This is a genomic window from Dactylosporangium sp. CA-152071 (genome assembly GCF_050936335.1).
Taxonomy (GTDB): Bacteria; Actinomycetota; Actinomycetes; order Mycobacteriales; family Micromonosporaceae; genus Dactylosporangium; species Dactylosporangium maewongense.
Map to the genome: position 1 here is coordinate 510399 of NZ_JBNJMZ010000002.1, position 19221 is coordinate 529619.

A 19221-nucleotide genomic window follows, 5' to 3' on the forward strand; every position below is an offset into this window, starting at 1 on the left:
CGTCAATTACCGTCGGCGGCATGCCGTCGCTCGTGACACCGGCACTGCCGGTAGGGACCCTCGCCGCATCCGTTCAGCCGGTGCTGGACGGCGACGGCCTGCGGTTGCGGCCGTGGCTGCCCGCCGACGTGGACGCGGTGGTCGAAGCCTACTCCGATCCTGACATCCAACGCTGGCACTGCCGGTCGATGAATGCCGCGGAGGCCCGCGACTGGATCGCCCGCTGGCCGGCGCGCTGGCGGGCGGAGACCGGCGCCGGCTGGGCCGTCACCGCCGGCGGCCGGGTCGCCGGGCAGATCAGTCTCCGCACGATCGACCTCGCCGAAGGGCTGGCGGAGGTGTCGTACTGGGTGCTGCCGTCCGCCCGTGGCCGGGGCGTCGCGGGGCGGGCCCTGGCGGCGCTGACCGGGTGGTCGTTCGGGACGCTCGGCCTGCACCGGGTCGAGGTCTGCCACTCGACGGCGAACGTGCCGTCGTGCCGGGTCGCGGGCCGCGCCGGGTACGCGCTGGAGGGCACGAAACGCGGCGAGGCCCGCCACACCGACGGCTGGCACGACATGCACCTACACGCGCGGGTCGCCGAGGTGCCGGGCGAAGAACCGCACTGAGCTGTCGTGCTCGAACGCCGGGACGTCCCCGTGCCCGCCGGGGTTCGCGTGCAGCGTCTTGTCCGCGGACCCGAGCGCGTCGAACAGCGCGAGCGCCTGCTCGCGGGGCACGAGCTCGTCGTGCCACTGCAGCAGGAACTCCACCGGCACCGTCACCTCCGCCGCCGCGTCGAGCGGGCCGGCGGCGAGACCGAGGACGGTGGCGCCGATGCGGGGTTCGGCCGCGACCAGCGGGATGCCGATCCCGGCGCCGAGGGACGTTCCCCAGTACCCGACGGGCCCGTCCGCCAACGCGTCGATGACGGCCTGCCAGTCGGGCACGGCGAGCGCCGCGAGCGCCGCGTTGAACGCGACGACCTCCGGCAGGCTCGGCCGCCGGCCGTGCCACGGTGGGGTGATCGGGGGCCGGTCGCCGTGCCCGGGTGCGTCGATCGCGGCGACGGTCGCGCCGAGCCCGGTCACGAACCGGTGCGCGCCGGCGACGACGGCGGGTGCGGCCTTGTGCTGGCGTCCGCCGTGCCCGATGAGGATCAGCGGTCCGCCGCCCCCGCCGGCCGGGGTCCACAGGGTGCCGGGGATGTCGCCGAGGACGAACTGCCTGCCGCAGATGCCGTCGGCGGTCGTGCTGGAGATGTACCGCACAGGTGTGCTGCCTTCCGGGATGCCGTGTCGCGGGCGCCCCGGCCGGTCACCTGGGTCAGGTGAGCCGTTCGACCATCGGGGAAGGGAGCACCCGTCCTGTCACCACGTGCACGGGTCTCACCTCCTCGGGTCGGGTCGGTCACCGGCGACGGTAGCAGGCCCGGTCATGAACTCGCCGGCCGGTCGCAGCCTGACCCGCAGCATCGACTCGGCGAGAGCGCTGGTGAGCCGCACGTCCAGCGGTCGGTTCGGGAACAGGTCCCTGCTGCGGGCGGCCGGTATCGTCGCGGGGTCCAGGCCGTCGCGGGCGGCGACGAGCAGGCCGAGCTCGTGCCGGCTGATCGGCTGCGGACCGGCGATGTTGAGCACGCCGCGGTGGCTGCCGGCGGCGACCTCGAGCAGCGCGGCGGCGAGGTCGTCGACGTGGACCGGCATCCGGATCTCGTCGGTGAACAGCGCCCCCTGCACCCGCCCGGACGCCAGGTCGTGGGTGAGGACCTCGTGCGCGCCGCGGCCGTCGCCGAGGATCGTCGAGGTCCGGACCAGCACCGCGTCCGGGTGGATCGCGGCGACGGCGGTCTCGGCGGCGGCCTTCGCCGCGCCGTACCGGTATGTCGGGTCCGGTGATGCGGTTTCGTCGTAGTGGATCTCCCGGCCGGAGAACACGGCGTCGCTGGACATGTGCACGAGCCGGATGCCGGCGCCGGCGGCGGCGACCGCGACGTTGGCGGCGCCGTCGGCGATGGACGCCCAGTCGCCGCGGTCCCGTCCCGCGGCCGTGTGGATGATGACGTCGGGGCGGGTGTCGCGCAGCAGCGCGCCGATCGCCGGCCGGTCGCGGATGTCGAGGCGCACGTCGCCGCCGCGGGCCCGGTTCGCGAACCAGGTGCCGGTGACGGTCCATCCGCCGGCGGTGGCCTGCTCGTACACGCGCCGCCCGAGCGAACCGGTCGCGCCTGTCACCAGGAGTGTCCCCGTCATGGGCATGGATCTTATGCGGTGCCGCGCCGATCCTGGCCCGGTCCTGGCCCGGTCCTGCACGGCAGCGCGGGTGGACGCCGAGGTGGGATCCTGCTGGTCAGGTGGCCGCCCCGAACCATGTCCCGAGGCGGATGTCGAGGTCCGCCTGGTCGTCGCCGGCCCACGCGACGTACCCGTCGGGGCGCAGCAGCACCGCCGGCACGTCGAGGTCGTCGCTGACGTCGACGACGTGGTCGACGTGGTCGACGCGGTCCGCCCAGCCTCCGGCCGACAGCCGGCCCGTCTGGTCGAGCAGCAGTCCCCTGCCGGCATGCATCAGCTGGTACAGGCGGCCCTGCTTGAGCGGGACGTCCCGCAGCCGCCGGCCGACGAGATCGTGGCCGCCGCCCAGGTCGTACCGGACGGAGATCGCGGTGATCTTCTCGATGAGGTGCCGGTTGACCTCCTCGAAGCTCATCAGCTCCGCCAGCAGCCGGCGCACCGCCTGCGGGCCCGGCTCCGTGCGCAGCAGCTCCGTCTGCGCCCGGACGTTGTCCAGCACGTCCTCGGCGACCGGGTGCCGCTCCGCGTGGTATGTGTCGAGCAGCCCGTCCGGCGCCCACCCGCCGACGGCCGCGGCGAGTTTCCAGCCGAGGTTGACCGCGTCCTGGATGCCGAGGTTCAGCCCCTGCCCGCCGAGCGGCGGGTGGACGTGCGCGGCGTCGCCGGCGAGGAACACCCGCCCGGCCCGGTACTGTTCGGCGTGCCGGGTGCCGTCGCCGAACCGCGACAGCCACCGCGGCGAGTGCACCCCGAAGTCGGTGCCGGCGAATACCTGCAACTGTTTCCGGAAATCCTCCAATGTCGGCGGCACGCCGCGGTCCTCGGCGACCCCGTCCGCGGGCACCACGACCCGGTACGGGCCGCTGTCACCGGACCGTCCGAGCCCGAACCGCAGCTGCGTCTTACGGATCTCGGCGACGATGCTGGTCACCGTCTCCGGCGCCGCGGTCACCTCCATCTCGCCGAGCAGCGTGTCGGCGCGGCTCGGCTCGCCGGGGAACGCGATACCTGACAACCTGCGGACGGTGCTGCGCCCGCCGTCGCATCCGACCAGGAACCGTGCCGTGTGCCGGGTGCCGTCGGCGAGGTCGACGGTCACCCCGTCCGGGTCCTGCGCGACCCCGACGACCTCACGGCCGCGCCTGATGTCGGCGCCGAGGTCCGTGGCGTGCTCGGCGAGGAGCCGTTCGGTCACCGGCTGCGGGATGCCGAGGACGTACCCGTGGGCGGTGTCCAACGCCGGCGCCGGTTTCGTGATCCCGGCGAAGAACCCGCCGACCGGGGACCGCCGCCCGTTGTCGAGAAACCGTTCCAGCAGTCCCCGCTGGTCCATGAGTTCGATGCTGCGCACGTGCAGCCCGAGCGCTTTCACGTACGCGGCGGGCTGTGGCTCCTTCTCCAGCACCATCACGTCGACGCCGTGCAGCCGCAGTTCGGCGGCGAGCATCAGCCCCGTCGGCCCACCCCCGGCGATGATCACGTCACGCATGAATTCCCCCATTCGCCACGAATGGAGCATTCTGCCGCACGTCCGTGGTCTTGCCGCAAGCCCCGGGGTGCGATATACGTTAGAAGTGGCAGGGAGCGTTTCTCCTTGCCTCTCTTGTTTCCGCGCCCGGATCGTTTGCCGCCCGCCGGGTGGTCAGGTCAGGTGCCGCTCGATCCCGTCGGTCATCCGCCCGAACTCCGCGACCAGGTCGACGCCGTACCGGTTGGCGAGCACGAGCACCGACCACAGGCAGTCCGCCAGCTCATGCCCGAGCCGGTCCCGGGCGTCCGGGATCTCCCGCCGCCCGTCCACCGCCATGACCAGCTTGGCGAGGTCCCCGACATCCCCGACGAACCCCAGCGCCAGGTCCCCGGTCGTCCACGCCCCGCGCCCCGCGGCGGTGTTGTGCTCGTCGTACAGGGCGGCGATCTCAGCGGCCCGTGCCTGCAACATCGAAAGATCCATTGCCGGAATCTACATTCGGGTCCGCGGTGCCGGGTCCAGGACGTAGCGGCGCAGTCTGACCGGGCTGCCGTCGTCGGCGACCCAGTCCGCGTCCGTCGTGGTGAGGTGCCGCCAGCCGGTCGCCTCGTAGAAGGCCGTGGCCGCGGACCGCCGTTCCTCGGTGACGTCGAGCGTCAGCACGTGGCCGTGCCGGGCCGCCCACGACACCACGCAGGCGACCAGCGCCCCGGCGACGCCGCGGCGGCGTGCCCCTGGGGCGACGTACAGCCGGGACAGGTCCGCCCGTCCGGTGTGCGCGGCAACGTCACCGCCGCCGTCGTGCAGGTACCGGACGGCGACGTGGCCGACGATGGCACCGGTGGGGTCTTCGGCGAGCCAGGCCTGGAGCAGGTGCGGCGGGTTGAGCCAGCGGCGCGGGTCCGCCGGCCAGCGCAGCGGGTATCCGTCGGTCTCGTGCACGGCCCTGAGCATCTCGATGCAGGTGTCGAGGTCGTCCGGTTGCCGGAGCCGCATTGTCGGGTGCCGCATTCGACAATTCTCGGCCGGGACGCCTTGGCGTGGGTCTCAGCGTCCACGGAAGCGACCTCTGGTGGCGTGGCGCAGGGACGACGAGACCGGGCCTGCCCGGCGACGGGGCGCGGCGTCGCGTCCCGCTCAGGCTGGTTCCGCGTAGCGGGCGGCGATGGCGGCGGCGCGGTCGCGCAGGGACGTGCGCAGCCATTGCGGGGTCAGGGCTTCGGCGTTCGTGGCGAGCTGCCACAGCGCCCATTCGGCGTGCCGGCCGTCCTGGAACGTGACCTCCATCCGCAGCCAGCCGTCCTCGTCGGTGGTTTCGGTGAGGACGGCTAGGGCGGTGCCGACGAGGCCCTCCCGGCGGGCGGGGTGCAGCCGGACCAGGACGGTGACCTGGTCGCCGCCGGTCCGGAACCGGGTGCTGCGTTCCTGCCAGGCACGGTCCAGGTCGATGCGGTCGGGCCGCTCGGCGGGCTCGTCGAGCTCCTCGGCGGCCACGATCCGGGACAGCCGGTAGGTGCGGTCCGCGCCGGATCTCGTGGCCAGCAGGTATCCCTGGTCGCGGACCGTGACGAGGCCGACCGGGTCGACGGTGCGCCACGTCGGGCTCTGGCGGACCAGCGCGTAGTGGATGCGCAGCTTGTGGCCGGCGAGGACCGCTCGGCGCACCTCGGCCATGACCGCGTCGGGGACCTCCTCGCCGACCTGCCGGCGCGCGAGCAGGTCGGTCTCCGGGTCGATCAGCAGCCGCTGGACCGCGCCCGCCGCCGTGGTCCGGTAGCTCTCCGGCAGCGCGTCCACGACCTTGCGCATCGCGGAGGCGAGCGCCGACCCGAGCCCGAACGCCTGCGCGCCGCTGCGGGAACCGGCGACCAGCAGGGCGAGCGCCTCGTCGTGGTTCAGGCCGGTCAGCTCCGTCTGGAAACCGGGCAGCAGCATGAACCCGCCGTGCCGGCCGCGTTCGGCGTACACGGGGACACCGGCCGCGGACAGCGCCTCGATGTCGCGCAGGACGGTGCGGGTCGACACCTCCAGCTCACGGGCGAGGGTCGCGGCGGACAGCCGCCCGCGCTGGCGGAGCAGCAGCACCAGCGAAACCAGCCGGTCGGCGCGCATCCGGGAACCTTCCTGCAATACACGACACAGGATGTCGTGATTCGTTGGCAGGCTCATCACCACGGACGGCCCGCCCGTCCACCCGATCCGAATGGAGCAGATGTGGCATTGCAACGAACGGCGGTCAACCCGGTCGCCTGGTCGCTCGACATGGGATTCAACCAGGCCGAGCTCGTCTCCGGGGAGACCCGCACCCTGTACTGCTCCGGGCAGACCGCGATGAGCGCCGACGGCCGCCCCATGCACGACGGTGACATGGCCGCGCAGCTGGCGTTGAGCCTCGAAAACCTGGAGGCCGTCCTCGCCGAGGCCGGCATGTCCCTGGAGAACCTGGTCCGGCTGAACGTGTACACGACCGACGTCGACCTGCTGTTCCCGCACTACGGCGTCCTCGCGTCCCGGCTCGGCGCCGCGAAGGTCGCGCCTGCCACGACGATGCTCGGCGTGACCCGCCTCGCGATCCCGGGTCAGCTCGTCGAGCTGGAGGGGACCGCCGTCGCGTGACGCGACCCGCTGTGCTCGTGCCAGGCGGCTCGGCACGAGCACAGCGGCAGGCATCCGGCGGGGCGTGCACGCGCTACCCGCCGCTGATCACCTTGCCGCCGAGACCTGACCGGGACGTGGGCTGGCCGACGAGCTCGACCAGCACCTCGTCGCGGCAGTCGTCGCCGAACACGGCGGTGACGGCGTCGGTGAACGCCGAGACGAGCCGCGCGACGACACCGGCGGCGTCCGGCCGGGCGAACACCTCCTCACGCATGCCGAAGGTGACCGACGGCGCGGCAGCGGCGACCGGCACTCCGCCGCGGGCCCACCGCCCGGCCGGGATGCCGATGAGCCTGACGTCGACCGACGGCCGGGCCCATTCGCCGTACACGGACACGACGGCGTCGGTGAGTTCCCTGATGAGGCCGGCCTCTCGCCCGGCGAGGTCGGTTTCGAGAGCGTGGAGCGTCACGTGGGGCATCGGCGGCTCCTCGATGTCGGACGGCGGCGATGGACGAGCATAGGTCGCCCGACCGGCCACCGGCACCGCGTTTCCCGGCAGGTCACCGGTGTCGTTCGCCGGCCCACGCCACGTCGGTGACGACGAACCCGGGCAGCGCCACGTCAGCGGCCGACGTGACCTGGAAGGCGCCCCCGCGGGATTGCGGTTCCCAGCCTGCACGTAATCCGTAATCGATGAGCGCCCGGACGTCCGCGGCGGCCGGGTACGGGTACGCGTCCTCCTCGGCGGCGACCGGTTGACGTCGTACGGTCAGGTCGGCCTGCAGCGCGCAGCCGGTCCGGCCGGCGCCCCACACGCGGATGCGGATGCACCGGTGCTGCCGGCCGTCCGGGCCGGACGCGGCGCGGATCTGCGCCGTCCACGTGTACTCCCGGTCGTCGATGTGCAGTTTCCGCAGCCTCGACCTCATCCGCGCATGATCCCACCGGCCCGCGCAGGCCGCCGCCGGTTATCCCGTTGGCTCCGGTTTGTGATGGCAGAATCCCGCCGTGCTCTGTCATGCGTGTGATCGGGAGATGGTGCGGTGGGATCTCCCGCCGTCGCGGTGGTTCCGCGAGACGTGGGTGTGCACGTGGTGCCACGCGGACACCCGACTCGGACATGTGGATGGCGAGGTGTCGCGGGGGATCTACCAGCGGTGGGACCTGCGGTGGGAGGCGGCGTGCACGGACATGCTGCCGGACCCGCGCCGGCATGCGTACGGGTTGTTCCGCGCCACGCTGTGCGGGATCGAACGGCCGGACATGACGGGTTCCCAGTTCGGCATGTGGGGCGGCCGCCCCGGCGAGTGCCCGGCGTGCACGGCGGCGGCTCGCGCCATCGACGCGCGGTGGCCGGTGCAGCGGCGCGACGCCGGTGACGTCTTCGTTGACATCACTCCCCTGCCGCTCCCCCGGGACGTGCCGGGCCACGTCAGCCCGCCCGATGAGCTCGGCCTCCCGGACCTGCGGTTGCCGGAGCTGCCGCAGCGGACCGGGCGGGTCATTCCCCGCCCCATCCGCGCCGCGGACGACACCGGCCAGCCGGCCGGTGACGCCGGTGACGTGGACAACGGGTTCCGTCAGGTCGGTGCCGGGGCGGCCGCGGTGCGTCTTGAGGCGTTCTGGCCGGGGGTCGGTCTCGGCCAGTACCGGCCGTACGACAGGCGGCAGCGGACCTTCGCCTGGTTCCAGGCGTACCCGCTGCACACGCTGCCGCGACTGGATGAGGCGTCGTTCACCGGCGACTTCTCCTGGTTCGGCGACCCCGGCGAACCACTGGACTACCGCACCGCGGTGACCGACCCGATCGCGGCGGACCTGGCCGCGGACGGGCTGACGCTGCCGGCGGACTTCGTCGCGCTCATCACCCGCGCGAACCTGCACCGCCTCCTGGACCGCGTAGGGCACCACGCCTGCTGGACCGATGTGACCGGGCCGCTGCCAAGCCCCGTGCATCCGGATGACCGGATGGTCCTGTTCTTCCGTGACCAGCAGAGCTGCATCGTGTGGTACCTGTACCTGCACCGCGACGGCGGCAGCTGCGTGGTGTGCTCCGCCGACGACTTCACCTATGAACCAGGGCCGCACTACGGACACGACACCGTGTACTGGTGCGCGCCGACAGTGGAGCTGTTCGCCTACCGGTTCCTGATCGAGGCGCGGCTCGCTACCGCGATCGATGAGCAGCTCCGCGCCGGTGACCTCGACCCGGAGCTGCTCGCGTACCTCGCCCACTACGTCCCGGGGCGACGGATGTGAGCTGAACGTCACGCAGGGGCGAGGACGCAGAACTCGTTGCCTTCCGGGTCGGTGAGAACGACCCACGAGACATCGCCCTGCCCGACGTCCGCGGGAGAGGCGCCCAGGCCCAGCAGGCGGGCCACCTCCGCCTGCTGGGTGTCGCCGCGGTACGGCACGACGTCGAGGTGCGCCCGGTGCCGTGCGCCTGGCAGGTGGGGTGTGCGAGCGAACTCCAGGAACGGTCCGGTGCCGTTCGCCGATCGCAGCAGCGCACGGTCGCTGGTCGTCTCGTGCACGGTCCAGCCCGTCGCCTCGCCCCAGAAGCGAGCCATGACCTGCGGGTCGGCGCAGTCGACGGCGACCGCGCCGATCGGCCCGCTGCCCCGGTACGGCTCCCGAGGCTCCAGGACGCAGAACTCGTTGCCTTCCGGGTCCGCCAGCACCGTCCGCCGGCCGTCCCCCTGCCCCACGTCGGCGAGCGTCGCACCGATTTCCTGCAGGCGTGCGACCAGTTGCAGGTAATGGACACCGGAGGTGGTGGCGAGTTCGAGGTGCGCACGGTAGTGCACCGTCGAGGGGTCAGGGACGGCGATGGCGTCGACGCACACGGGCGCGTCGGGGTCGGTCCAGTCGAACCCTTCGGGTGCGGCGCTGGTCGCGCCGTGCCCGCCGCGGGCCACCCAGCCGAGCGCCGCCGCCCAGAACCGGCCGAGTGCCGCGTCGTCGCGGGCTTTGAGGTTCACCTGGACCAGTCGCAGCGCCACGCCGCCCACCCTATGCAAGCGCGGAGCCGGGCATACGGACCAGGCCGCCCGGCGCGACGTGGACCTGCCGTGTCGCTGCCGAGGCCCCGGCCCGCGAGCGCCACCGCCGGTCGTGGGTGACGGTGAGCACGGCGCCGGGGTGGTCACGCAACGCGTCCTCCAACTGTTCGAGGAGTTCGGGGGCGAGGTGGTTGGTGGGCTCGTCGAGCAGGAGCACGTCGCTGGGGCGGGTGACGGCGACCGCGACCTCGAGGCGTCGGCGCTGCCCGACCGACAGGTGCGCCACCTGCCGGTGCAGGTCGTCGGGGTGGAACAGGCCGAGCCGCAGCAGTGTGTCGGCGGCGTCGTCCCGGTAGGCGCCGGTGGCGGCGGCGAACGCGTCGAGGAGCGTCGTGCGTGTACCGGTCGTGACGTCCTGCCGCAGCCAGGCGACGCGGATGCCGGGTCGCCGCCAGACGGTCCCCCGCTGTGTGGCGAGCTCGCCCGCCAGGACGTTCAGCAGCGTCGTCTTCCCGGCGCCGTTGGGTCCGGAGATCAGCAGCCGGTCGCCGGGCGCCACCTCGAGCGCGTCCAGCCGCAGCCTCGGCCCGCCGTCGTCCAGGCGGACGCCTTCCGCCCGGATCAGCGCGGCGTTCTCGTCGGTGGCGCCGGCGGCCGGGTCGGTGAAGACGGGTGTGAACCGGAGCGGGTCGGCGGGTCGCGGTGCGGGGTCGGCGCGCAGCCGCGCGACCCGTTCCTTCGCCATCCGGATGCGTCCCATCGCGCCGTGGTCCCGGCCGCGGGCCCGGAACGCGCCGTGGCCGAAGACCGCACGTTCCGCCTTCCGCGGTATCGCGTCGAGCCGGAACGCGTTGGCGGCGACGATTGCCTGCTGGCGGGCGAGGTCCTGCCGCCATGCCTCGTACTCGTCGAGGAGCCGGCGTCGTTCGCTCGCCCGTGCGGTGAGGTATCCGGCGTAGCCGTCGCCGTATCGGCGCAGCGTGCCGTCCTCGACGTGCACGATGTCGGTCGCGAGCCGGTCCAGCAGCGCGCGGTCGTGGGTGACGACCACCAGCGCGCCGCGGTGTGCGTCCAGGCGGTCCTCCAGCCAGGCGATGCCGGCGTCGTCGAGGTCGTTGGTCGGCTCGTCGAGCAGCAGCAGCTCCGCCTCGGACGCCAGCGCGGCGGCGAGCGCGAGCCGGGCCCGTTCGCCGCCGGAGAGTGTGTGCACGGGCCGGGACCGGTCGACGCCGCCGAGCCCCAGCCGGTCGAGGCCCGCGTCCACCCGCTGGTCGAGCCGATACCCGTCGCGGGCCTCGAACCGGTCGACGGCGGCGCTGAGCTGAGCGAGCAGCCCGCCCCGCTGGTCGGGGCCGGCCGCCGCCAGTCGTTCGGCGGCCCGCTGGGTCTCGGCCTCGAGTGCACGGATGTCGCCGAGCAGGTCGTCGAGCGCGTCCGTGACGGTCGCATCGGGCCGGAACCGGGGTTGCTGTTCGGCGAACGCGACACCGCCGGGCAGTTCGACCGCCCGCTCGCCGGCGGTCAGCTCCACGGTCCCGGCGAGCACGCGCAGCAGCGTCGACTTGCCGGCGCCGTTGTCACCGATCACGGCGATCCGCTCGGCCGGGCCGACCACGAGGTCGATCCCGGCCAGGACGACCCGTTCGGCGAACCGGACGGTCCCGCCACGGATCGCGCACACCCGGTGCGGCCGCGATGCCGCCGGCTGCACCTGGGACAGGGAACTTGGGGAATGGGTCACGGGAACTCCTCCCCGCGACACGCAGGTGATCAGGACCTGCCGTCGCGGAACACGTGCCGCTGTCGGGCACATGGATGGACGGGGACCTCGCGCGGCCGGCGCGGTGGCCGGCGAGCGCGCAAGGGACTCACCGCGGAGAAAGCCTCAACGCGGTGTCCCGTACTAGAGGAACAGTGAACCCACGACGACGAGGCTACCCAGTGGGCCCGGGCCACGCCCGCGAATTACGGGCAGGCGCCGCCCCGGGGGCGCGTAGCCAACCGGCGCGACAACCACTGCCCGCGCCCCGTCCATCGACGGCCGCGCGCACATAACGGTGATTATGGTGTTCGCCTCCAGCGGGTAATTATCGAATTATCGGTAACAACAATTCGGTAATCCGGCGTGTTGCGAGCGGGGAAGTTCTGGACTACCCCTACGCTCATCGGTGTACGAACGCAGCGCGGTGAGACCGGGGAGGGTCGCGTGAGCAGAGCGGTGCAGGAACCAGCCAGCGACACGGGGAACGTAACGCTGGACGAGCAGACGCTCGACGCCGAAGAACGGCCCTGCGCGCACTGTCACCGGCCGGTGCCGCAACGCAACTCGGTCGGCCGGCCGTTCCGGTACTGCCGCGACAACGACAACGCATGCCAGAAGGCGGCACGCAACGCCCGGCTGCGGCACCGCTCCTCCCCCGGCCTGAGCGGGCAGGTCGCGCGGGCGTTCGAGGTCGCCGAACGCCTCGACCAGGTCGTGGAGGCGCTCGTGGACGCCCTGCACGCCGAGGTGTCCCCGACCGGCGTGGAACGGCAGATCGCCCAGGCCAGAGCCGACGCCGCCGCGACAGTCCTGACCGCGCACGCCGAACGCGACGACGCCCGCGCCGCCGCGCAGCACGCCCAGGCGGCCGCCACCACCGCCGGACAGCACGCGAAGACGGTCCAGGACCAGGCCGACGCCGCCGTCAGCGCCGCGCACGCCGAGCGTGACGCCGCCCGTACCGACGCCGACAACGCCAGACGGGAGACCGCCGCCGCCAGGAGCGACGCCGAACAGGCCGCGGCAGCGGCCCGGGACGCCGCCGAGGAGGCCAGGGTGCAGGTCGCGGAGGCCAACGCCGCCGCGGCGCGGCAGGTCGAGGCCGCGGAACGCGTCGCCCGCGACGCCGACGCCGCAGCCGGGGTCGCCGCCGTCGAACGTGACACCGCCCGCCGGGAAGCGGCGACCGAGGCGGCGCTGCGCGCGGAGGCGTACCGGGAACGGGACACGGCCCGCGCCGCCGCCGCGACCGCCGTCCGGGACCGGGAGGCCCTCGAACGGACCCTCGACAGCCGCGCCGAGGAAACGACCCGGCTACGGCGGCGCCTCGACTCGGCACACGAACGCGCCGAACGGCTGCAGGAGGAAACCACCGTCTCGCAGGGTGAGATCCGCCGGCTCGAGGGTGAACTGGACCGGGCGAGGGACCGCGCCGAAGACCTCCGCGGGCAGCTCACCCGGGCCGTGGAACGCGAGGTCACCGCCCAGAAGCAGCTGGAGGCGCAGCTGGCGACGCTCAGCGGCGCGCTGGCGCAACTGACCGGTTCCCGTCAACCGGTGACGTCACCTGCCGAAACTACGGGTGGTGAGACGCGCCACGGTGACGCCAAACTGGTCGATCATTGAAACCCAACGTAAAATAACCGTACCGACCCGGCGACTGGACTACCGCCAGACCCGGAAGGTCGTGTAATCTGCCCGCCCGCAGTGGGAATCGTCAGACCACCTGGTGTCGTTGGTTACAACGAAGCGCAACACGATTCGAAGGGGAAGACCGACCATGGGCGAGCGCATGCTGCGCGGCAGCCGTCTCGGAGCCGTCAGCTACGAGTCCGACCGCAACACCGAGCTGGCTCCGCGTCAGACCCGAGAATACCTGTGCGCCAAGGGGCACCAGTTCGAGGTGCCGTTCGCCGTCGACGCTGAGGTCCCGATGACCTGGGAGTGCAAGTTCGACGGTAGTGTCGCCCGGCTCGTCGACGGCAACGAGCCGGAGGCGAAGAAGGCGAAGCCGCCGCGGACCCACTGGGACATGCTGCTGGAGCGGCGCTCGATCGCGGAGCTCGAGGACATCCTCAACGAGCGCCTCGAAGAGGTCCGCCACCGCCGCGGCCGTTCCGCGTAAGCGACAGCCGCATCAGCACACCGGATAGCACGCACGCCCCGGCGGTCGACGACCGCCGGGGCGCTCTGCGTGCGGACTGCGCGAACTGTTTCGGGCTGTGCTGCGTCGCGCCGGCGTTCGCCAGGTCCGCGGACTTCGCGATCGACAAACCCGCCGGGCACGCCTGCCCCAACCTCGGCGCCACGTTCGGCTGCGGCATCCACACCGACCTGCGGCAGCGCGGGTTCGCCGGCTGCACCGTCTACGACTGCTTCGGCGCCGGGCAGAAGGTCGCGCAGGTGACGTTCGCCGGCCGTGACTGGCGGCAGGACCCGGGGTCCGCGCCGCTCATGTTCGACGTGTTCGCGACCATGCGCCACCTGCATGAGCTGCTGTGGTACCTGTCGGAGGCGCGGGACCTGCCCGCCGCGGCGCCCGTGCACGCCGACCTCGACGCCGCCCTCACCACGATCCGCCGGCTCACGGACCTGCCGGCCGCCGACCTCGCCGCCGTCGACGTCGACGCCCACCGGACCCGGGTCGTGCCGTTGCTGCGCCGGGCCGGCGAGCTCGCCAGGGCCGAGCATCAGCGTGGGCGGCAGCCGTTCCAGGGCCGGCACCTCGTCGGCAAGGACCTGCGCCGCACCGACCTGCGCGGCGCTGACCTGCGTGGGGCCGTCGCTGTCGGCGCCGACCTCCGCGGGTCGGATCTGAGCGGTGCGGACGTGACCGGCGCGGATCTGCGTGGCGCCGACCTGCGCGGCGCTGACCTGCGGCGGGCGCTGTTTCTGATCCAGTCGCAGCTGGACGCCGCCCGCGGTGACGCCACGACCCGGCTCCCGGCGGCCCTCACCCGTCCGGGGCACTGGACGGAGCCGCCCCCGCGTCCCCGGGCGGGCCGGCAGGCAGGTCCGCGGTCAGGGCGTCGCTGACCGTTTCGTGGACCGGGATCCGGCCGGTGAGCCCGACCGTGTCCAGCAACCTCGCCAGGAACGGCGACGGCGCCGCCAGCCGCAGGTGACCACCCTCGGCGACGCACCGGTTGTGGCTGTACGCGAACGTGCCGAGCCCGACCGAGTCGCAGAAGTCGACGTCGCCGAGGTCCACCACGATCCGGAACCTGCCGCGGTCCAGCGCCCCGTGCATCGCCTCACGCAGCTGCGGGGCGGAGTCGATGTCCAGGGCCCCGCGCAGCGTGAGGAGTACGACACCACCGGCACAGTCCGTCACTGCAACATCCATGATTCGATCCTGCACCGGAACGCCCCGGCGCGCAGGACAGCGAGTGCGTCGCCCGTCACACCCCGGCCACCACCTGGCCACCACCTGGCCACTGTCTCGCCACTGTCTCGCCACTGTCCGGCCTGGTACTGCCGCCGTATGCCTGGGCGGGTACCGTCACCCGGTGCTCGCCCGGCTCCTCACCGCCGCGGTCCTGGCGCGGACCGCCGAGGCGGGCGCCACGGTCGTGCTGCTCCTCGCGTCCGTCCAGCACTTCGGCGGCCCGGCGACCGGCGCGTCGGTCCTCGCGGCGCTGCTGGTCCCGCACGTCGTCGCCGGCCCGGTCGTCGGTCTCGTCACCGACCGGGCCCGCCGCCCGCGGCTCGTCCACGCGGGGTTCGCGGCGGTGTTCGGCCTGGCCCTCGGCGGTGTGCTGCTGCTCACGGGCGTGGCGCCGCTGCCGGTCGTCCTTGCGTTGGCCGTCGTCGCCGGCACGTGCGGTCCGATGATCTTCGGCGGGCTGTCGAGTCGTGTCGATGATGTGGTACCGGCACCGCGCCGCTCGCACGCCCGTGGCCTGGACGCGGCGACGTACAACGTGGCGGAGATCGCGGGCCCGGCGGCGGGCGCGTTGCTGGTGGCGGCGTTCGGTGTCCCGGTCGCCGCGGTGACCCTGTCGGCGGCGTGCCTGCTCGCGGCGGGCGCGCTGCTGACCGTCACCCCAACCGCCGCGCTCACCGTGCCCGAACCGACGGAGCCCGCGTCCACGGCGTCTGTACTGACGGAGCCCGCGTCCACGGCGCACGCGGCACCGGTCGGTGCGGATGCGGACGGTCCCACGGCGAGCGACGCCGGCCCTCACCGCGTGCGTTCCGGTGAGGAGAAGCCGGGGCTCCGGGACGGGTTGGCGGCGATGGTACGCAGCCGGCCGCTGCTCGCGGTGACTGCGGCGACCGCGGTCGCCTCCTACGCGGCGGGGATGATCACGCCGGTGGCGGTGGTGCTCGGGGTGGCGGCCGGGCGTCCGGCCGGTGGTGGATTGCTGGTAACGGCATTAGGTGTGGGGGCGTTGTGCGGGTCGCTGCTGGTGGCGCGGTTCCCGGCGCGGGTACCGGCGCACCGGGTGGTGCTGGCGTGCCTCGTCGCGGTCGGGTTGGCGCTCGCCTGCGCGGCGGCCGGCGTGGCGGCCGGGGCGCCGTGGGCGGTGCTGGTCGGACTGTTCGCGGTGACGGGTGTGCTCGACGGGCCGCTGCTGTCGTCGGTGTTGGAGGTCCGGTCGCGGGAGGCACCGCCGGGGACCCGGACGCAGGTGTTCACGCTGGGAGCGGGGATCAAGCTGACGGCGGCGTCGGCGGGCGCGGGGACGTTCACGCTGCTGGCCGGTGCGCCGCCGGCGGTGCTGGTCGGGGTGCTGTCCGCGGGGCACGTGGCGGCCGCGGCGCTCGGCGTGGTGCTGCTGCGGACCCGTCGCGCCGCCGCTGTTGGACCGCGATAGCCCCTGAAACGCCGCCATGGCCCGCGATGGAAGAGCTGCCGGTCCCGCTCGTCGAGCACCACTGATCGGCTGTCAGCAGTCCGCCGGGCCGAACAGCGCTTCGATGGCCTGTGACGAGTCCAGCAGCCGCTCGTCGCTTCCTGCGACGCTGACACACTGCAACCCGAGCGGCAGGCCGTTCCCGGCCCGCCCAGCGGGGATGGAGAGGGAAGGCCAGCCGGCGTAGCTCCATGGCAGGCACATGACAGAGCTGCCCGTGCTGGCCAGACCGTGCGGTGCGGGACCGGTGGCGGCGGGACTGATCCACACATCGACGTCTGCCTCGTCGGTCGTCTGTGCCAGGCTGGTCCGGAAGGCTTCCCGTCGTCGCAGCCCGCGCTCGTACTGCTCCTGTGAGATCGCCTGTCCTTGACGGACCGTGGCCACGGATTGCTGCCGGTAGAGGGCCCCGTACCGGGGGAACCACGCAGCGTGGCTCTGCGCGGCCTCATAGCGGTTCACCGTGTGCAGGTCTTCAGCGTCATGTGCGAGGTCCGCGAACATGGGGACGCGGTGCACGGGGAACCCGGCGTTCGACAGGGCCGCCACCTGCGCTTCGAATGCCGCACGGGCCTCCGTTCCGGCCTGCTCCAGGTAGGGCCCGTCGGGCACGCCGAGCACTGGGCGCTTCACCTCGGCGTCCCGCACCGGTTGCCAGCCATCGCACAGCACGGCTGCCGCGATCGCCGCTGCGGCGGTCGTCGCGGCGAAGACCCCGATGGTGTCGAGGGTCGGCGCGTTGGCGATCACGCCGTCGATCGGGATCCGGCGGGCGGTCGGTTTGAACCCCACGACGCCGCAGTACGCCGCGGGACGGATCATCGACCCGACCGTCTGGGTGCCGATGGCCAGCGGCACCATGCTCGCTGCGACAGCTGCCGCCGACCCGCTGCTGGAGCCACCGGGCGTGTGGTCGTGGGCGCGTGGATTGCGTGTCGGGCCCGGCGCGGTCATGGCGAACTCCGCCGTCACGGTCTTTCCCGCGATCAGGGCTCCGGCGTTCCGGAGCCGGTCCACGGCTCCTGCCTGTCTGCCCTCGAACACCTCCGGGGGCAGCGCGGAGCCACCTCGCGTGGGCAGTCCGTCCACGCGCACGATGTCCTTCACCGCTACCGGGACGCCGAACAGCGGCGGTCGCGACGCGGCGACCGGCCAGCGCTCGTGGATCGAGCGGAGCTCCCGGCGAAGGCGTTCCCGCCGGGCGGCGCTTGTCTCTGACTCGGCGACGAAGGCGTGGATGGCACGGTCTGTCTCGTCGAGCCGGTCGCACAACATGTCGACGGTCGCGGACGGCGAACCGCTCGCCTCAATGGTTGTCGTTTGCACGCGGCCCAGACTGCCAGAGCCGGGGCCGCACGCCGCCTGAGCGGCGGGGCGGAAACGCCGGCGGGCAGCGCCCCGGGTGATGGGGTGCCGCCCGCCGTGTTGTGCCGCCTGGGTCAGCGGTGGTGGTGCCGGCCGCCGTAGACGTGGGCGACGAGCAGGTACTTGCCGTTGGAGCCGACGCGGTAGCAGTCGCTGTCGTCCCAGCGGTCGCGGACCTCGCCGATCCAGCCCGCGAAGTTGCAGGCCTTCTTGTTCGGGTAGGTCTTCACGGCCCAGGAGCGGACCCACCGGTTGTCGCGGCGGTGGCCGTCCCAGTTGCCGTTCCAGCTGCCGTTGTTGTTGCCGTTGCCCCAGCCGCCGGGCCCGTGGTGGTTGCCGTTGTTGTTCCCGCCGGGGCCGTTGTTCCCCCCGTTGTTGTTGCCGCCCTGGTTGTTGCCGCCGCCGTTGTTCCCGCCGGGCCCACCGCCGGGGCCACCGCCGGGCCCGCCGCCGGGGCCGGGCTGGACGGCGGTGGTGTTGCTGTCGGCGGACGGTGCGGCCGAAGCGGCGGTGGCGCCCATGCCGAGGACCGCACCGGCGGCCAACGTCATGCCCGCCAGGGCCAGGAACCGTTGTGTGGTGTTGCGCATCTCTGACTCCCCCTCATGTCGTGATGACGCGGTAACACTATGTAGTTGAAAGCCGCAAAATGCGCAAAACGCGTCAGCCTTTCAGCCAAAGGCTGGACGACTTCAGGGCAGCCCGTGACGCCCGCCGGCGTGGCTCGTTAACCGGACGAACCAGTACAAGAGCGACACGCGGGAAGCGGAAGTCCTACGCGAGTGGGAGCTCCAGGACGGCCCCGCCGGCGGTGAACGGGTCCCGGCCGGTGATGGTGAACCCGGCCCGCGCATACGTGCGCAGCGCCGCGGTGTTCCCGCCGGCGACCTCCAGCTCGACCCGGCGGGTGCCCTGCCCGCGCGCCCATCCGGTGACGGCGGCGACGAGCCGCCCGGCGGCCCCACGACCCCGCGCGGCGGGGCACACCCACATGCTGATCAGGTGCGCGACGTCCGGCGCGCCGGGCGTGATCCACCCGCACGCGATCCCGACGGGGTCGGGGCCGTCGAACGCCGCGAAGTAGCTGCCGTGCCGTGGCCAGTCCCGCCATTCGGCCTCGGACCGGGCCGCTTCCCGCAGGTGGCTGCTGGCGAACGCGTCCGGGCTGTCCAGCAGCGCCGCGAGCCGCAGTTGCCGCTTCAGCTGCCAGTCGTCGCCGGTGAGCTGCCGGGTGTCGAAGCGGCGGGGCATCACTGGACCATGCCAATTCGCCCGCCGGGACACAACTGGGATTTTTACCGTGCCGCGCGGTCGGTGTCGAGTTGTTCGACGACGGGCCGGACGACGTCGTCGAGGTGCCGGACGAGGACGGCGACGGCCCGTTCGGCGGCGGCGTCGATGTGCCGGTTCTCCGTCGGGACCGGCAGCCCGTCCAGTGGGAGCGGTGTCTCCAGCAGCAGGGTGCCGCGTAGGTGCGGGTGCCGGGACAGGTCCTGCGCGGACGGCTGCACGAACTGCCCGAACAGTTCCGGCCAGCCGCGCCACCCGCGGTCCCGCCACCACGTCCGGGACACGGTCAGCGGCGCCGGCAGCGGCGACACCAGCTCGACGCGGGCGGTGAGCCCACCGTCGAACGGGTTCCGCACGCACATCGCGGACAGGACCCGCCGGTGCCATCGCACGTACCCGGGGTCCAGCAGCGGCGGGGTGGCGGCGGCCCAGGCGGCGCACGCGAACCCGACGGGGGCGATGTCGCCGATGGTGTCGGCGAAGTCGGCGGCCCGGTCCCGGACGGCGGTGAGGTACCGGTCCCGGTCGCGGTCGAGCCAGAACGTCTTCACGTAGCCGACGGTAGCCCGTCCGCGTCCGGCCCGTGCCCCGACCG

Annotated in this window: 22 protein-coding genes; 7 read left to right on the forward strand and 15 right to left on the reverse strand. The window is 73.1% G+C overall.

Annotation, left to right across the window (positions count from 1 at the left end; all coding sequences use genetic code 11):
• The first annotated feature begins 20 nt into the window (after positions 1-20).
• Positions 21-608, forward strand: a complete 588-nt coding sequence (locus tag ACQEVZ_RS42460; protein ID WP_344504909.1) for a GNAT family N-acetyltransferase — start codon at positions 21-23, stop codon at positions 606-608.
• Here the strand turns inward: ACQEVZ_RS42460 and ACQEVZ_RS42465 are convergent.
• From ACQEVZ_RS42465 to ACQEVZ_RS42490, 6 genes are all read right to left on the reverse strand, one after another.
• Positions 564-1250: an alpha/beta hydrolase gene (locus tag ACQEVZ_RS42465; RefSeq protein ID WP_433378357.1), complete on the reverse strand. Its 687-nt coding sequence runs from the start codon at positions 1248-1250 to the stop codon at positions 564-566. The two genes, ACQEVZ_RS42460 and ACQEVZ_RS42465, sit on opposite strands and share 45 nt — an antisense overlap.
• Before the next feature lie 117 nt (positions 1251-1367).
• Positions 1368-2231: a sugar nucleotide-binding protein gene (locus ACQEVZ_RS42470; RefSeq protein WP_433378360.1), complete on the reverse strand. Its 864-nt coding sequence runs from the start codon at positions 2229-2231 to the stop codon at positions 1368-1370.
• 97 nt (positions 2232-2328) lie between these two features.
• Positions 2329-3762, reverse strand: a complete 1434-nt coding sequence (rox, locus tag ACQEVZ_RS42475) for a rifampin monooxygenase (protein WP_433378363.1) — start codon at positions 3760-3762, stop codon at positions 2329-2331.
• A 153-nt stretch (positions 3763-3915) separates the two neighbouring features.
• Complete coding sequence (locus ACQEVZ_RS42480; RefSeq protein WP_433378366.1) at positions 3916-4215, reverse strand: nucleotide pyrophosphohydrolase; 300 nt, start codon at positions 4213-4215, stop codon at positions 3916-3918.
• 21 nt (positions 4216-4236) lie between these two features.
• Positions 4237-4755, reverse strand: coding sequence for a GNAT family N-acetyltransferase (locus ACQEVZ_RS42485; RefSeq protein WP_354890718.1), 519 nt, complete (start codon positions 4753-4755; stop codon positions 4237-4239).
• Between the two features lie 126 nt (positions 4756-4881).
• Positions 4882-5856, reverse strand: a complete 975-nt coding sequence (locus tag ACQEVZ_RS42490; RefSeq protein ID WP_433378369.1) for a helix-turn-helix transcriptional regulator — start codon at positions 5854-5856, stop codon at positions 4882-4884.
• 102 nt (positions 5857-5958) lie between these two features.
• On the opposite strand from ACQEVZ_RS42490, the gene ACQEVZ_RS42495 reads away from it, so the two are divergent.
• On the forward strand, positions 5959-6360 hold the full coding sequence (locus ACQEVZ_RS42495) for a RidA family protein (protein ID WP_433378372.1): 402 nt from the start codon (positions 5959-5961) through the stop codon (positions 6358-6360).
• Between the two features lie 73 nt (positions 6361-6433).
• Here the strand turns inward: ACQEVZ_RS42495 and ACQEVZ_RS42500 are convergent, their stop codons facing one another.
• Together ACQEVZ_RS42500 and ACQEVZ_RS42505 are read right to left on the reverse strand one after the other, a co-directional pair.
• Complete coding sequence (locus ACQEVZ_RS42500) at positions 6434-6823, reverse strand: tautomerase family protein (RefSeq protein ID WP_433378375.1); 390 nt, start codon at positions 6821-6823, stop codon at positions 6434-6436.
• A gap of 82 nt (positions 6824-6905) precedes the next feature.
• Entirely contained in the window at positions 6906-7274 is a 369-nt protein-coding gene (locus tag ACQEVZ_RS42505; RefSeq protein WP_433378378.1) for an integrase, read from the reverse strand.
• Positions 7275-7479: 205 nt separating this feature from the next.
• Here ACQEVZ_RS42505 and ACQEVZ_RS42510 point away from each other — a divergent pair, with 205 nt between their 5' ends.
• Positions 7480-8604, forward strand: coding sequence for a hypothetical protein (locus ACQEVZ_RS42510; protein WP_433378381.1), 1125 nt, complete (start codon positions 7480-7482; stop codon positions 8602-8604).
• An 8-nt stretch (positions 8605-8612) separates the two neighbouring features.
• On the opposite strand, the gene ACQEVZ_RS42515 is transcribed toward ACQEVZ_RS42510, so the two are convergent.
• Positions 8613-9350 carry a VOC family protein gene (locus ACQEVZ_RS42515; protein ID WP_433378383.1) on the reverse strand — a complete coding sequence of 246 codons (738 nt, stop codon included), beginning with the start codon at positions 9348-9350 and terminating at the stop codon, positions 8613-8615.
• A 10-nt stretch (positions 9351-9360) separates the two neighbouring features.
• Positions 9361-11031 carry a ribosomal protection-like ABC-F family protein gene (gene abc-f / locus ACQEVZ_RS42520; protein WP_433386044.1) on the reverse strand — a complete coding sequence of 557 codons (1671 nt, stop codon included), beginning with the start codon at positions 11029-11031 and terminating at the stop codon, positions 9361-9363.
• Between the two features lie 525 nt (positions 11032-11556).
• Here abc-f and ACQEVZ_RS42525 point away from each other — a divergent pair.
• The 3 genes from ACQEVZ_RS42525 to ACQEVZ_RS42535 all read left to right on the forward strand — a co-directional run bounded on the left by ACQEVZ_RS42525 (position 11557) and on the right by ACQEVZ_RS42535 (position 14148).
• Positions 11557-12738, forward strand: coding sequence for a hypothetical protein (locus ACQEVZ_RS42525; RefSeq protein WP_433378386.1), 1182 nt, complete (start codon positions 11557-11559; stop codon positions 12736-12738).
• 154 nt (positions 12739-12892) lie between these two features.
• Positions 12893-13237 carry an RNA polymerase-binding protein RbpA gene (locus ACQEVZ_RS42530; RefSeq protein WP_033364323.1) on the forward strand — a complete coding sequence of 115 codons (345 nt, stop codon included), beginning with the start codon at positions 12893-12895 and terminating at the stop codon, positions 13235-13237.
• Between the two features lie 65 nt (positions 13238-13302).
• Positions 13303-14148, forward strand: a complete 846-nt coding sequence (locus ACQEVZ_RS42535; protein ID WP_433386047.1) for a pentapeptide repeat-containing protein — start codon at positions 13303-13305, stop codon at positions 14146-14148.
• On the opposite strand, the gene ACQEVZ_RS42540 is transcribed toward ACQEVZ_RS42535, so the two are convergent.
• Positions 14066-14458 carry an STAS domain-containing protein gene (locus tag ACQEVZ_RS42540; RefSeq protein ID WP_433378389.1) on the reverse strand — a complete coding sequence of 131 codons (393 nt, stop codon included), beginning with the start codon at positions 14456-14458 and terminating at the stop codon, positions 14066-14068. The two genes, ACQEVZ_RS42535 and ACQEVZ_RS42540, sit on opposite strands and share 83 nt — an antisense overlap.
• Before the next feature lie 163 nt (positions 14459-14621).
• Here ACQEVZ_RS42540 and ACQEVZ_RS42545 point away from each other — a divergent pair, with 163 nt between their 5' ends.
• Positions 14622-15932 (forward strand): MFS transporter, encoded by a 1311-nt coding sequence (locus tag ACQEVZ_RS42545; RefSeq protein WP_433378392.1) that lies wholly within the window; start codon positions 14622-14624, stop codon positions 15930-15932.
• Between the two features lie 72 nt (positions 15933-16004).
• Here the strand turns inward: ACQEVZ_RS42545 and ACQEVZ_RS42550 are convergent, their stop codons facing one another.
• The 4 genes from ACQEVZ_RS42550 to ACQEVZ_RS42565 form a co-directional block, all read right to left on the reverse strand.
• Entirely contained in the window at positions 16005-17297 is a 1293-nt protein-coding gene (locus ACQEVZ_RS42550) for an amidase (protein ID WP_433378395.1), read from the reverse strand.
• Between the two features lie 113 nt (positions 17298-17410).
• Positions 17411-17926, reverse strand: a complete 516-nt coding sequence (locus ACQEVZ_RS42555) for a hypothetical protein (protein WP_433378398.1) — start codon at positions 17924-17926, stop codon at positions 17411-17413.
• A 184-nt stretch (positions 17927-18110) separates the two neighbouring features.
• Complete coding sequence (locus tag ACQEVZ_RS42560; RefSeq protein WP_433378401.1) at positions 18111-18587, reverse strand: GNAT family N-acetyltransferase; 477 nt, start codon at positions 18585-18587, stop codon at positions 18111-18113.
• Between the two features lie 44 nt (positions 18588-18631).
• Complete coding sequence (locus tag ACQEVZ_RS42565; RefSeq protein WP_344504927.1) at positions 18632-19177, reverse strand: hypothetical protein; 546 nt, start codon at positions 19175-19177, stop codon at positions 18632-18634.
• Positions 19178-19221 lie beyond the last annotated feature (44 nt).